Annotated in this window: 15 protein-coding genes; 9 read left to right on the top strand and 6 right to left on the bottom strand. The window is 43.7% G+C overall.

Annotation, left to right across the window (positions count from 1 at the left end; all coding sequences use genetic code 11):
- Positions 1–46: 46 nt before the first annotated feature.
- The 4 genes from GA0116948_RS12750 (at position 47) to GA0116948_RS21705 (ending at position 3,850) form a co-directional block, all read left to right on the top strand.
- Entirely contained in the window at positions 47–937 is an 891-nt protein-coding gene (locus GA0116948_RS12750) for a LysR substrate-binding domain-containing protein (RefSeq protein WP_089712750.1), read from the top strand.
- A gap of 637 nt (positions 938–1,574) precedes the next feature.
- Positions 1,575–3,389, top strand: a complete 1,815-nt coding sequence (locus GA0116948_RS12745) for a beta-N-acetylhexosaminidase (protein WP_089712860.1) — start codon at positions 1,575–1,577, stop codon at positions 3,387–3,389.
- A gap of 193 nt (positions 3,390–3,582) precedes the next feature.
- Positions 3,583–3,735, top strand: coding sequence for a hypothetical protein (locus GA0116948_RS21280; RefSeq protein ID WP_165798452.1), 153 nt, complete (start codon positions 3,583–3,585; stop codon positions 3,733–3,735).
- Positions 3,722–3,850 (top strand): hypothetical protein, encoded by a 129-nt coding sequence (locus GA0116948_RS21705; protein ID WP_262487132.1) that lies wholly within the window; start codon positions 3,722–3,724, stop codon positions 3,848–3,850. Before GA0116948_RS21280 ends, GA0116948_RS21705 begins: the two co-directional genes overlap by 14 nt.
- 59 nt (positions 3,851–3,909) lie before the next feature.
- Here GA0116948_RS21705 and GA0116948_RS12740 read toward each other — a convergent pair whose 3' ends face one another.
- From GA0116948_RS12740 to GA0116948_RS12730, 3 genes are read right to left on the bottom strand one after another with little or no spacing between them, the layout of a single operon-like run.
- Positions 3,910–4,581: an ATP-binding cassette domain-containing protein gene (locus GA0116948_RS12740; protein ID WP_089712748.1), complete on the bottom strand. Its 672-nt coding sequence runs from the start codon at positions 4,579–4,581 to the stop codon at positions 3,910–3,912.
- Positions 4,560–4,841, bottom strand: coding sequence for a hypothetical protein (locus tag GA0116948_RS12735; RefSeq protein ID WP_089712746.1), 282 nt, complete (start codon positions 4,839–4,841; stop codon positions 4,560–4,562). The genes GA0116948_RS12740 and GA0116948_RS12735 overlap by 22 nt, the downstream gene beginning before the upstream one ends.
- Positions 4,828–5,085 carry a hypothetical protein gene (locus tag GA0116948_RS12730; protein WP_089712744.1) on the bottom strand — a complete coding sequence of 86 codons (258 nt, stop codon included), beginning with the start codon at positions 5,083–5,085 and terminating at the stop codon, positions 4,828–4,830. Before GA0116948_RS12730 ends, GA0116948_RS12735 begins: the two co-directional genes overlap by 14 nt.
- A gap of 156 nt (positions 5,086–5,241) precedes the next feature.
- On the opposite strand from GA0116948_RS12730, the gene GA0116948_RS12725 reads away from it, so the two are divergent.
- Both GA0116948_RS12725 and GA0116948_RS12720 read left to right on the top strand, forming a co-directional pair.
- Positions 5,242–5,775: a class I SAM-dependent methyltransferase gene (locus tag GA0116948_RS12725; RefSeq protein WP_123891791.1), complete on the top strand. Its 534-nt coding sequence runs from the start codon at positions 5,242–5,244 to the stop codon at positions 5,773–5,775.
- 93 nt (positions 5,776–5,868) lie between these two features.
- The gene (locus tag GA0116948_RS12720; RefSeq protein WP_089712740.1) at positions 5,869–7,050 is read left to right on the top strand and encodes a metallophosphoesterase; all 1,182 of its coding nucleotides are present in this window, start codon (positions 5,869–5,871) and stop codon (positions 7,048–7,050) included.
- Positions 7,051–7,212: 162 nt separating this feature from the next.
- Here the strand turns inward: GA0116948_RS12720 and GA0116948_RS12715 are convergent, their stop codons facing one another.
- The 3 genes from GA0116948_RS12715 to GA0116948_RS12705 form a co-directional block, all read right to left on the bottom strand.
- Positions 7,213–7,800, bottom strand: coding sequence for a hypothetical protein (locus tag GA0116948_RS12715; RefSeq protein ID WP_089712739.1), 588 nt, complete (start codon positions 7,798–7,800; stop codon positions 7,213–7,215).
- Positions 7,801–8,054: 254 nt separating this feature from the next.
- Positions 8,055–8,810, bottom strand: coding sequence for a hypothetical protein (locus GA0116948_RS12710; protein ID WP_089712737.1), 756 nt, complete (start codon positions 8,808–8,810; stop codon positions 8,055–8,057).
- A gap of 64 nt (positions 8,811–8,874) precedes the next feature.
- Positions 8,875–9,585 (bottom strand): DUF3592 domain-containing protein, encoded by a 711-nt coding sequence (locus GA0116948_RS12705; protein WP_089712735.1) that lies wholly within the window; start codon positions 9,583–9,585, stop codon positions 8,875–8,877.
- A gap of 271 nt (positions 9,586–9,856) precedes the next feature.
- On the opposite strand from GA0116948_RS12705, the gene GA0116948_RS12700 reads away from it, so the two are divergent.
- From GA0116948_RS12700 to GA0116948_RS12690, 3 genes are all read left to right on the top strand, one after another.
- Positions 9,857–10,153 carry a P-loop NTPase family protein gene (locus GA0116948_RS12700; protein WP_089712732.1) on the top strand — a complete coding sequence of 99 codons (297 nt, stop codon included), beginning with the start codon at positions 9,857–9,859 and terminating at the stop codon, positions 10,151–10,153.
- A gap of 30 nt (positions 10,154–10,183) precedes the next feature.
- Positions 10,184–11,314: a TlpA disulfide reductase family protein gene (locus tag GA0116948_RS12695; protein ID WP_089712730.1), complete on the top strand. Its 1,131-nt coding sequence runs from the start codon at positions 10,184–10,186 to the stop codon at positions 11,312–11,314.
- A 250-nt stretch (positions 11,315–11,564) separates the two neighbouring features.
- Complete coding sequence (locus GA0116948_RS12690) at positions 11,565–11,795, top strand: hypothetical protein (RefSeq protein WP_089712728.1); 231 nt, start codon at positions 11,565–11,567, stop codon at positions 11,793–11,795.
- Positions 11,796–12,001: the final 206 nt, after the last annotated feature.

Below are 12,001 nucleotides of genomic sequence, written 5' to 3'. Positions count from 1 at the left end.
CAATATACTAAACGATTAATTTCAATAGAAATCATTGATATTATCAATGATTAAAGTATTTTTGGAAATGGAGTTACGCCAATTGAAATATTTTATAAAGGCAGCCGAATTATTAAATTTTACGGCGGCAGCAGAGGCCTGTTTTATCACACAGGGTACGTTATCCCAACAGCTGAAACAGCTGGAAAACGATTTAAACATGCTGCTTTTTGACAGAATCGGAAAGCGGGTTAAACTGACGGAGGCGGGCAAGGTCTTTTTACCATTTGCACAACACACCGTCGCAGCATCCCAGCAGGGTAAACAAGCGCTAAATGATCTGCAGAATTTAAAAACGGGTGAACTGAAGATTGGAGCCACCCATGCACTAATACCCAGGTTAACGCCGGCACTCATCGCTTTCTCCGAAAAATTTCCAGGAATTATCGTATCCGTAGAATTTGGCACATCGGAAGTTTTATTGGGGCAATTAGAAGAGGGCCTGATTGACTTTGTTTTACTGCTGGGCAAAGTGAGCAAACCGGAACAGGTTGTTTCTTATCCACTGTTTACGTCCCAGCTTTCTTTGATTGTTAAAAACACCCATCCGCTGGCAGGCCGCCGCAAAATATCATTTAAGGATATTGTTCAGGTGCCACTTGTTTTGCCAGGTAAAGGTTTCCACACGAGAAAGTTTATAAATAAGATAATACAACAGGAGCAATTGAAGCTTGACATGCGGATGGAATTAAACGATATCCATACACTGGTTAACTTGGTAAAAACAGGGAAATGGGCTACGATACTTACTGCAGCAACTGTATCGAAACAGGAAGGATTAAAAGCAATACCAATAGGAGGTAAAGACAACGTGATGAAAGCATCCCTGATTTGGCCTAAAGATGCTTATCGCAAAAAATCCGCGATTGAATTGGGGAAATTGTTAATGGAGAAATAAAAAACGAAAAGTGAATGCCATCGTTTTTAATGATGCCTAGTGTGGTATTGGGCTTGTCATTTAAATTCACAATAAGCACTAATCGCAAAATCTTCTCTTAAAATATCTTTTATGAGCCATATTCGACTTAGACCACTGTTTAATTGAATAGAAATACCCATTTAATTTTTTAAATTTTTTACCTATGTACCTGCAATATGGCAGTATATATTTTGCGACAGCAATTTTCTATTTTGCAAAGTGAACTTGCCATGGACATCAGGACCTCCTCCTGGGTAAAATAGCTGGCTTACAGAACGCCCCCAACCGGGGTGATGGCCCGCTAGCTGATTGCAACCATAGCCCACACTGAGTACAGCTCTTGTAGTATGGATCCACAGATGGATGCTACTGCTGAAGCTCACAATATTTTATACAGCGAGCCGCTTCTTACTGGAATGCACTGTTATAGTTTTTTCTCAATGCCGTGGTATTAAATTATCAATTATGCGCTTTAATTTAGTACCTATTAAATAAAGCAAGATTAAATTCCTAGAAGGTAAAAAACAACCATCATCAGTATATGAATAATAATTTTTACATAAGCCGAACACGATATTTATTCGTTTTACTTTGGGTGTTTACCTGCTACACCGGTATGGCACAAATAAAACCAACTATTTTACCAGAACCGGTATCCGCCATTGCTGGTACGGGGGCATTCATCATTGACGAGCATACTTCCCTCATCATACCGCCGGATAATCCTGAACTTATGAGGTTGGGCCACCGTGTTAATGAATGGATCAACTCGTTGACAGGATATACCTTACCTGTAAAATATAAAGCAGCTGCCTCGGAGCGCTCTATCAAGATAATACTAAACCCCACGCTTAAAACTACCAGTAATGAGGAGGGTTACCAGCTTTCTATTACGAATAATGAATTAAAGCTGCAGGCACGTGAAACGGCAGGTATATTTTATGGTTTACAAACAATACGCCAACTGCTTCCTCTTTCAAATGAAGCCGGCAAGAGTTCATGTAGCCTGCCCATCATAGAAATTGTGGACTACCCCCGGTTTAAATGGAGAGGGCTGATGCTGGATGTAAGCAGACATTTTTTTTCGAAAGATTTCGTGAAAAAATATATTGATGACATGGCCCGCTATAAATTCAACATTTTCCATTGGCATTTAGCTGATGACCAGGGATGGCGCATAGAAATAAAATCTTTTCCGCGCCTAACGGAGGTTGGTGCTTGGCGGGTGCCCAGAACTGGGCAGTGGTGGTCATTTGAACCACCCCAAAAAGATGAAAAAGCTACTTATGGAGGATATTATACACAACAGGACATAAGGGAAATAGTTGCATATGCCGCCGAAAGGCATATCACCATTGTACCGGAGATCGATGTTCCCGGCCATTCACTGGCAGCCATTGCTGCTTATCCCTACTTGTCAGACACGAAAAACAATTATTACGTAAACCCAGGAAGTAAATTCTACAATATAGATGACAATACGTTAAATCCAGCAGACGAACGCGTGTACACTTTCCTTGAAAAAGTTTTTACAGAAATAGCGGCTTTGTTCCCGGGAGATTATATCCATATTGGTGGCGATGAATGTACAAAGCAATTCTGGAAACGTTCGACCATGATACAGCATTTTATGAAACAACAAGGGATACAAGACGAACAGGCACTGCAGAGCTACTTTATCAAAAGAGTAGAAAAAATCCTGAAAAAAAATCAGAAAAAATTAATCGGATGGGACGAAATCCTGGAAGGAGGATTGGCGCCGGAAGCAACGGTAATGAGCTGGCGGGGCATACAGGGAGGCATAGATGCCGCCAAACAAGGCCACCAGGTTATTTTTACACCCAGCGAAAATACTTACCTCGATTTATACCAGGGCGATCCGCAATTAGAACCCGATACATACAGTATGCTGCGTTTGAAAACAGCCTATCAATGGAACCCGGTACCTGCAGGCATAGACAGCACGCTGGTGCTGGGAGGCCAAGGCAATTTATGGACCGAGTCTGTACCAACCGAACGGCATGCAGAATACATGACATGGCCTCGCTCCCTGGCACTATCCGAAATTTTTTGGTCGCCATCATCCAAACAAAGCTGGACTTCTTTCCAGGAAAAATTAGCATACCACTACAAAATTTTAGATGCAGCACACATCAATTATTCCAGGGCAGCTTATGATGTACTTGCAACAGCCAAAAAAGATCAGCAGCAACAATTACTTGCATATCTTAGTACTGATATCGACAACCTTGATATTTATTATACCCTGGACAATACAAACCCTGACACCTCTTCTGCCCATTATACCGGAACGCCTATCCTTATTCCCAAAGGCATCTATCAATTGAGGGCACAGTCTTTCAACGGCAATACCGCCGTGGGGAAAATTTTGATTGTACCGCGCGATGTATTGGAAAAGAGGGCTAAATAACATGTTGGTTTGTCAAAAAATATGTTGTGAACTTGTTTAACCATGCGGCTTATCTTTTAAACATTCCTACCTGGTCATTCTAAAAAGTGTACAATTTTACTACTCACATATATTTTTTATCAAAATACGAACTGGGATTTAACAAATATAAAATTTTTCACTTCTTTTAACTGGCTATCATAAAAGTTGGATTATGACGGCATTAGAAGTAAGTACGGGCGCGTACTATACGGATATTATCGATAAAGAAGATCATAGGCTGTGGCAAATACAACAAATAGAAAATGGCAACAGCGTATTTGAAGGTACCGCTTACTCACAATGGAACGGGATTGAGTGGGATTAATATCTCCATCTACAATACGGCCAACGCCTCTACCGGCGCAACGGCTGACATAGCATCCAAAGCCACTATTCAAAAGGATGGCGATAAAGTAAAGGTTAGCCTGAAAGAGATATAATGATACGGCGATTTAAACCATAACCCTCCTTACTGTTTAGCAGCATGGGGCGTTAGCGATCAGGGCTTCCTCGGCGGCAGATAGCCCAGCCGCACCAAATCTGCGGTGGTGGATGCCGCGCGGGTTACGCCCATATCCATCACTATCAAATTGTCCGACACATCATTCACGTCCCGGTAATAATGATCGGTTACAATGAAACCTTTCGTGGCCCGCATTTCCTGGATGACTGCCTTGATGTTTTCTTTCTGTAAGGGATCTACCATAGAGAAAGGTTCGTCTAATAAAATAAAGTGCTGGAAAGAATGGATTGTCATTAAAAACTGTAAATACTTCTGCTCTCCCAGAGATAGGTGGCGTATTTTTTTAGTGACCAGCTTATACATGCCGGCCGTCCCCAATATACGATCTTGCGAAAGGGCATCTTCATATACCAATTGCACCAGTGAACTTACCGTAATATCTTTGGGCAATGTAATATCCTGCGGGCTGTAGGCGATGGCATGCCGGTGCGCCTGGCGCAGTTCCAGCAGGGCCCCGTCCAAACGCACATGGGCCATGGTGGGCCGTTGTATGCCAAACAATATTTTCAGCAAGGTAGACTTACCACTGCCATTACGGCCCAGCAATCCTATTACCTGGCCGGTGCGGCATTCCAGCTTTACTTCTTTCAAAATAATTTTACGGCGCACCCGGAACTCCACCGCATCTATCTCCAAATGGTGAAACATACACGCAATAAATAAATGATGAAACAAAGGGCGGCATTGATGATCCAGGCCCTGGAAAAGAGTGCCCACTTAGACCATCCCGCGTTGCGGTAAAAATAATATTCGATCTCCTGGAAGTAATGGAATACCCCTAAAGATACAAACATGCCCAGCGTGGCAGAAAGCCCCAGTGCAATGTTCAGGGTACTTATCAACCACACTAACACAAAAAACAGTACATTAAATCTGGTGATGTCCAGTAAATATTTATAAAAGATCATGGGCCATACAACTATTCGTAAGATTGATCCAGGCCCTGGAAAAGAGTGCCCACTTAGACCATCCCGCGTTGCGGTAAAAGTAATATTCGATCTCCTGGAAGTAATGGAATACCCCTAAAGATACAAACATGCCCAGCGTGGCAGAAAGCCCCAGTGCAATGTTCAGGGTACTTATCAACCACACTAACACAAAAAACAGTACATTAAATCTGGTGATGTCCAGTAAATATTTATAAAAGATCATGGGCCATACAACTATTCGTAAGATATTTCTTTATAGAACAGTTATGCTCCTGTCTGATAATTTTAACATTTATTTTCCATACTATAATTTAGCCAATTTACAGTCTCCTCTTTTATCCATCGATTGTATGTCAAAGGCCTGGCTTACCTTTGCGCCATGCGTTTATCAGCAGCTATCCAACTTCTTGATCATCCTGCCCTTCGAAGCATCATTGCCACCAGCCCGGTATGCTGGGCCGATCTCGGGTGCGGGGAAGGCCTTTTTACGGAAGCGCTCGCACATTTGCTACCCCGCCGCAGCGCCGTATATGGCGTAGATCTGCGGCCCAAATTACACAGCGATGTGGTGAATGGGGTGTCACTCATACCCTTCTATGCCGATTTTATCCGGATGCCCTTGCCTACAGAGGTAGATGGCTTTCTCCTGGCAAACGCCCTGCATTATGTAGAAGACAAGCCCGCCTTCTTTGGAACCTTAACTACTTATTATCGTAATTCCCCCCAAAAAGGCCCGTTGCTGATCGTTGAATATGATACCGACCGCCCTGTAGAACAATGGGTACCCTGGCCGGTAAGCTTTGCCTCCCTACGGCCCTTGCTACAGGCCGCCGGATGGGCTTCTGTTCAGCAATTGGGAACAGTGCAATCGGTGTATGGTGGCACCATGTATGCGGCGCTGGCATTGCCCTGATTATAAATGACCCAGCTATTGCCGGAGCGTACAATATTCTCCTTCTTCATACGTCTACCTACAGCAAGCGCCCATTACGCGCATTTTAAACTCATGGCAAAAAGACTTTATCTGGTTATTGTATTATGGCTCATGGCCGATCTTTATTTCTACCAGGCACTGCGCACCCTGTCAGGATCCGGCACTTTTTTATGGGTTTATTGGCTGGTAGATGGTTTATTGATGGGTGGCCTGGTAGCCGCTATTTTCCTGCCCCGTGGCTCCCGCTTGCAGCAGACCTTATTTTCCTGGCTGATGGGCGGCATATTGCTGGCATTTATTCCCCGCTTATTTTCAACGCCGCTACTCCTATTAGAAGACATCACCCGGCTGTTCCGTGGCTTTCCACCGAGATCAGTTTGGATAAGTGAGCTTGTGCTGGCATTGGCAGCAGTTATTTTTTTTATAGTATTGTTTGGCATTACGCGGGGCCGACATTTTTATAAAGTAAGGCGGGAAACTATCAGCTTCCCTGATTTGCCGGAAGCGTTCAACGGGTTTACCATCACCCAGATCACGGACGTACATTCCGGAAGCTTTACCAATGCAGCAGGGGTGCAAAAGGGGCTGGATCTTGTAAATGCCCAGCATAGCGATGTTATTCTATTTACGGGAGACCTGGTCAATAATAGGGCCACAGAAATGGATAGATGGATACCTGCCTTTGCAGGATTAAAAGCGCCCTTGGGCAAATTTTCGGTATTAGGCAATCATGATTACGGTGATTATGTGCAATGGGAATCGCCCGAAGCCAAGCAGGCCAACCTGGATCGCTTGAAGGAGGTACATACAGAAATTGGCTTCCGCCTGTTGCTGGACGAGGCCATCACCCTTAAAAAGGGCGGAGCGTCGATCGTGTTACTCGGCGTAGAAAACTGGGGCAAAGGGGGCTTCCACCAATACGGCGACCTGAAAAAAGCCTCCAGCGGTGTGCCGGAGAATGCTTTTAAGATCCTGCTATCGCATGATCCTTCTCACTGGGAGGGCGTAACGCTTGGCCATGATCAACATATCCACCTTACCCTCTCGGGGCACACGCATGGCATGCAATTCGGCATCGAATTGTTTGGTTTTAAATGGAGCCCCATCAAGTATGTTTATAAACAATGGGCCGGGCTATACCGGCAAGCAGGGCGTTTCCTCTACGTAAATCGTGGCTTTGGTTTCCTGGGGCTAAAGGGAAGAATTGGTATATGGCCGGAAATAACCGTCATTACTTTAAAACGGGACGCATAATTTTCCAACAAAAAGTATTAATCCTACCCCACTACAATGTGCATAAAACATCTACTCGGAATGTAAATAAGAAAGGCTTCAATAGCATACATTGAAGCCTTTCTTATGGTAGCTGCCTATTCAAAAAAACAGCCACCACATAATATTACGATCTACAAAAAATCACTTGGCTTTTTTAGCCACAAATTTGCCAAGCACCTTCCCTGCTTTGGCATATGCTTCGCCAATGCGGATTCCGGTAGCAAATATTCCTTTGCCACCCTCAATATCATTGAGCATGATTTTGCTAAGGACTTTCTTTTTATCGGCAGCATCATAAAAAATAATTTCCAGGTTCACGGCTGCTTTGCCGGAAGCAACCGCCACACTATAACCTACTTCAATGAAAGTGGTGTGTACCTCCATGATATATTTAGCAGTAGAGTCTTCACTTACCTTTATATCTGAATATTTGCTGAACAGTTCATTAAATTTTGGCTGGTAATGGACCTGCCTGTCATTATACCAGCTTTCTTCCCAGGCAACTCCGGTCCCAGGGGTTTTGGCTTCTTTTTCTGTTTTTCTTCTTTTAATGTAGGTGGCTTCCTTTCCATCTTTGCCTACCGTAAGGTTGTCGTAATTGTAGGTGACCGTTATTTCTTTCACACCTTTGAGGAACTTTAAATCGCCTTTAACCAGGTCTTGTGCCTGTAATTGAGTGCCTGCGGCCATTGACCCTGCCAGCAGCATCCATACAAAGAATCTTTTCATAAATAAGGGATAAAAAATATGCGTTAAAAAAAGGAAAACGGGATTAAAAAATGTTCAATACGCAGGGTTAATATCGGGCGCCTCCCCCTTGCTGACCAACCATTGAAATCAGGCATTCCGCCTGGTTTGCTACCAATAGAACATTGTATGGTTGCAAATAAAATACATTATAACGACATATTAAAATATTTAATACGTTTTAAAAAAATACCGGGCAGATGGTCGGTACCTGGTACTTGGGTTAAATACCAGCGCTAAAATTTAATTAGCAATTTTTCACTCGTAAGTTGATTGTCTTTGTAATATTCAAAATACCAAGCCCCGTTTCTTTTCAGCACAATGCCATGCGCGGATGCCTTTTCGGCAATGAAATAATCCTGTGCAGAAGTTTTGAGCAGCGTTAATACTATTTTAGGAATAGTATCGATAAGCTGGTACCCGTTCGCATTGGCCTGGGCATATAATGTGCCGGTGGCGTCCTTTGTTACTGCCGCTGCAGGGATTACGGCAGGAGCCGGTGCCGCTGTGGGAGCCGGTGCTACCGCTACCGTTTGCGCAGCTGTGGGCACTTCATTAATAGTTCCGTTATATGCATATGGAACGCCATCCAGGGAGGTAAAGGCGTCTTTCAGAGCCAGGTTAAAAGCAGGCTCATAATCTTTCTCCCTGCTTTTGCCTTCTTTACTTTTAAAAATTATATTGCCCTTACAATCTTTTAATAACAGGGTAAGGTTGGTAACAAACAATCCCTTTTTCTGCACTACTTCGGCTGTCAGCGCATTACACCGGTTGCCCGCCAGTGCGGTAGGTAGGGCGGCATTATCAAAATAAGTGGTGAACCCTTTTTCTTCCAACATGGTTTTGGTCACCGTATTTAATCCATACTGGTCGTTCTCTTTGGAAAAATTGAATTTTTCGGGTATCAGTACATATTTATAATCATTGATCGTTTGCTGGGCATGCCCGGCCAATGAAACGAGTGAAAAAAATAAGAACACATATCTTTTCATAATATAATTTGTATGCTAATGAAGGCGAATACAGGGCGGTAAGCTGCTGAATGGCTACTACATTTTAGTCGAGGAATGCTATATCCACATAATATTTCTTTGGGTTATTGCCATCTATATAAACGTCTAACTTTTTTTGCTGTGCTAATACAGCCGAAGGATCTGACCAGACATTTCCACTCTTGAAAGAGTGTGTAATGCCAGTGAGTGGATCTTTCCAGGCGCAGCGGATTACGTAAGGGTGAATTCTGTTTACCATAACGTAGGGATTTATCTCCACTCCCACCAAATCTGCCTGAACCAGCTGGCCTTTTTGTTTCAGGCTTTCGGCTCCGGAACGTCTTAATCTGGTCACAACCTGTGCTATTCCTCCCACCATACTGAACACAAATCCTAAAGCGCCCAGCACCATGGCACCAAAGTATTCGCTCCAGCCCCCTAGTGTTGGATCATCGGGATGCTTAGGGTCAAAATAAACATCCACCGATTCTCCCACTTTGTATGCCGGTGGATTGGAAGAGAAATTAGACACATAATGATGGGTGGCACCTGCGTTGTCGGTATAACGGATCACCGGTTTATAGGTAGTAGTATGGCTGCTCGATGCACTACTACCGCCGCTTTTACTGAGCAGGTCTTCCACTACGCCGGTGGTCTTCACCGCACTGGCTTTAAAGGAGTGTACATGGAAATAGATAAACAAAGCACCTCCTAAAAAAAGCAGGCCAATGATGAGGAAAATATTAAAAACAAGTATTACAGAACGGTTTTTCATACACTAACTTTATTATAACATTAGAGTACAAGATAATAAAACCCTGGACAGCCTGCATATGCGCCCCCTTCAAATCTTCTTTTTTTTGCTATTTTAAAGCGCCGATTGGGCGAATAATTGGTAGGAATTGAAGAGAGATGCAGGTTTACAACATGAAAAAGTGCTCCTGTAACAATAAAAAGCAGGAGATGAAGCCGCGCTTAAGATGCTTTACCATGCCTATAGCGGCCAGCTTTATGTGAACCTGCTCACACCCGTAAAGGACTAGCATGTGGCCGAAGAAATAGCGGTAATTATTGACGGATCTATAAAGGCCCCAATCCCGGAAGCTTGCTCAAAGAGCAATCATAATTTTTTCATAATTTCTACCCATATCATAGAAGTAGGTGAGGCGCTGAGCGAAAAATGTGATAACTTCCGGTTTTTTTACATGCCAACCATCATGGACGGAGTGCGGCCACGGTATACCTATCAGCTGACAAAAGGCATCACCACGGACCGGCAAGGCATGTTGATCATCGAAAATGAGGGCATTATCGGCTTATTAAACGCCAGGACCCCTGATTAATATGTTATCATTAACCAACTTAATATGCACATGAAAAATCTTGTTATCCTGGCTGCGGCATGCTTGCCGCTTACTGCCCTGGCACAAGGCAAATTTGTCTTGAAGGGGGAAGTAAAAAACCCAACAGTAACCCGGGCAGATCTCTTTTTCGTACCACCCGGCGGCCCACTGACCCACGATTCTGCGGTAGTGACAAATGGTAAATTTACCTTCAGCGGCGCACTGTCCGATATCGCGGAAGCTAGGTTAAACCTGAGCCACGATGGCAAACCGGCGCTCTTGCAGCAGCCCACAGACTCCAAAGCATTTTATCTGGAGCCTAAAACACTTTCCATTGTATCTACCACCGATTCGATCAAGAATGCCCACCTGGAACATTCTCCGCTGAACGATGTAAATGAACAATACATGGCCTCCATGAAACCGGCAAACATGCGCATGGATTCCCTGCAAAAAGACTATGCCAGCAAAACGCCCGAACAGCGCAATGATGAAGCCTACATACATTCCCTACAGGAACGCCAACAGGATATTCAACAGGAAATGACCGCCGTAAGCGAAAAGTTTTACCAAACGCACTTGCAGTCTTACATAGGCTTGGTAGCCTTCACTAACGTGGCAGACGTGGATAATAAAACGGAGGAGGTAAAAGCCAATTTCGCCAAATTTTCCCCGGAAGTAAAAGCCTCCACGCTGGGGAAAAACTTTTCCAAACAGATAGAGGCCAAAATGGCTACCGCAGTTGGCCAAATAGCGCCCGACTTTGCTTCCAAAGATCCCCAGGACAAATCGGTAAAACTGTCTGACTTCAAAGGCAAATATGTACTCCTCGATTTCTGGGCATCCTGGTGCGGACCCTGCCGTGCGGAAAACCCGAATGTAGTAGCAGTGTATTCAAAATTTAAGGACAAAAACTTTACGGTACTGGGCGTATCGCTGGATCGCCCCGGCGCTAAAGATGCCTGGACGAAAGCCATTGAAAAAGACGGACTGGCCTGGACACAGGTATCCGACCTGCAATTCTGGGATAGCCCTATTGCAAAGCAATACGGCATCCAATCTATCCCAGCCAATTTCCTGATAGACCCCACAGGGAAAATCGTTGCCAAAAATATGCGTGGCGAAGCACTGGAAAACAAATTGGCAGAATTGCTTAAATAATTAGCACTCCTAACTTTTAATAAAAAGAGGTTACCTCCTGCACAACGGAAGAGGTAGCCTCTTTTTATTTAGACTATCATATAAAAAAACACCAAGCAGCCCCATCCTCTTCTTGCTACAGCACCGTATTCTTCCCACTGTGCATTGACCACCACCCCCATCCATGGCCGGTTGAGCAAATACTCATTGGCATTAAAATTGAAATGGACCAAACTGTCACTCACTCATAATCACATCTAAATCTTGCACCATGAGTTTAACAACACCAAACGAAGGAAACTTAACAAAGAAGATTGAACAACAAACTGCAAAAATACCGTCTGTTGTTTTTTTAGGCGCTGCAATTTTATCGATGGCAGCATCCCTCACCCTGAAATGTACTAAACAACACAAAACAGCTTTGTTCGTGGGCCAATGGGCTGCACCATTTTTATTGCTTGGCATTTACAATAAGATCGTGAAAACGGAAGGACATGATTAATTGGTATTGTTGTATTTAAAAAGGGACTAAAACTGGTATGATCCATTTTTTTAGTCCCTTTTTTATGCCCGGAAACGTGGAAAAAGTTAATCGGTTTTCCCACTCCAATTTTCCTCATAATGCCACACCCGCCCCACCTTGTTTTTCCGGACGATTATTATTTTTTTTCTGTGAGCAAATATTTAACACTTTTGTACCCTCAACAA

The organism is Chitinophaga costaii, assembly GCF_900094705.1.
GTDB classification, from domain to species: Bacteria; Bacteroidota; Bacteroidia; order Chitinophagales; family Chitinophagaceae; genus Chitinophaga; species Chitinophaga costaii.
The sequence above is the reverse complement of the archived record's forward strand: the minus strand, read 5'-3'. Positions and strand labels throughout refer to the sequence as shown.

Excerpts from the sequence above, each read along its gene's own strand:
- GA0116948_RS12750 (WP_089712750.1), top strand. The coding sequence starts at position 47 with ATGATTAAAGTATTTTTGGAAATGGAGTTACGCCAATTGAAATATTTT.
- GA0116948_RS12745 (WP_089712860.1), top strand. The coding sequence starts at position 1,575 with ATGGCACAAATAAAACCAACTATTTTACCAGAACCGGTATCCGCCATT.
- GA0116948_RS21280 (WP_165798452.1), top strand. The coding sequence starts at position 3,583 with ATGACGGCATTAGAAGTAAGTACGGGCGCGTACTATACGGATATTATC.
- GA0116948_RS12740 (WP_089712748.1), bottom strand. The coding sequence starts at position 4,581 with ATGTTTCACCATTTGGAGATAGATGCGGTGGAGTTCCGGGTGCGCCGT.
- GA0116948_RS12735 (WP_089712746.1), bottom strand. The coding sequence starts at position 4,841 with ATGATCTTTTATAAATATTTACTGGACATCACCAGATTTAATGTACTG.
- GA0116948_RS12730 (WP_089712744.1), bottom strand. The coding sequence starts at position 5,085 with ATGATCTTTTATAAATATTTACTGGACATCACCAGATTTAATGTACTG.
- GA0116948_RS12725 (WP_123891791.1), top strand. The coding sequence starts at position 5,242 with ATGCGTTTATCAGCAGCTATCCAACTTCTTGATCATCCTGCCCTTCGA.
- GA0116948_RS12720 (WP_089712740.1), top strand. The coding sequence starts at position 5,869 with ATGGCAAAAAGACTTTATCTGGTTATTGTATTATGGCTCATGGCCGAT.
- GA0116948_RS12715 (WP_089712739.1), bottom strand. The coding sequence starts at position 7,800 with ATGAAAAGATTCTTTGTATGGATGCTGCTGGCAGGGTCAATGGCCGCA.
- GA0116948_RS12710 (WP_089712737.1), bottom strand. The coding sequence starts at position 8,810 with ATGAAAAGATATGTGTTCTTATTTTTTTCACTCGTTTCATTGGCCGGG.
- GA0116948_RS12705 (WP_089712735.1), bottom strand. The coding sequence starts at position 9,585 with ATGAAAAACCGTTCTGTAATACTTGTTTTTAATATTTTCCTCATCATT.
- GA0116948_RS12695 (WP_089712730.1), top strand. The coding sequence starts at position 10,184 with ATGAAAAATCTTGTTATCCTGGCTGCGGCATGCTTGCCGCTTACTGCC.
- GA0116948_RS12690 (WP_089712728.1), top strand. The coding sequence starts at position 11,565 with ATGAGTTTAACAACACCAAACGAAGGAAACTTAACAAAGAAGATTGAA.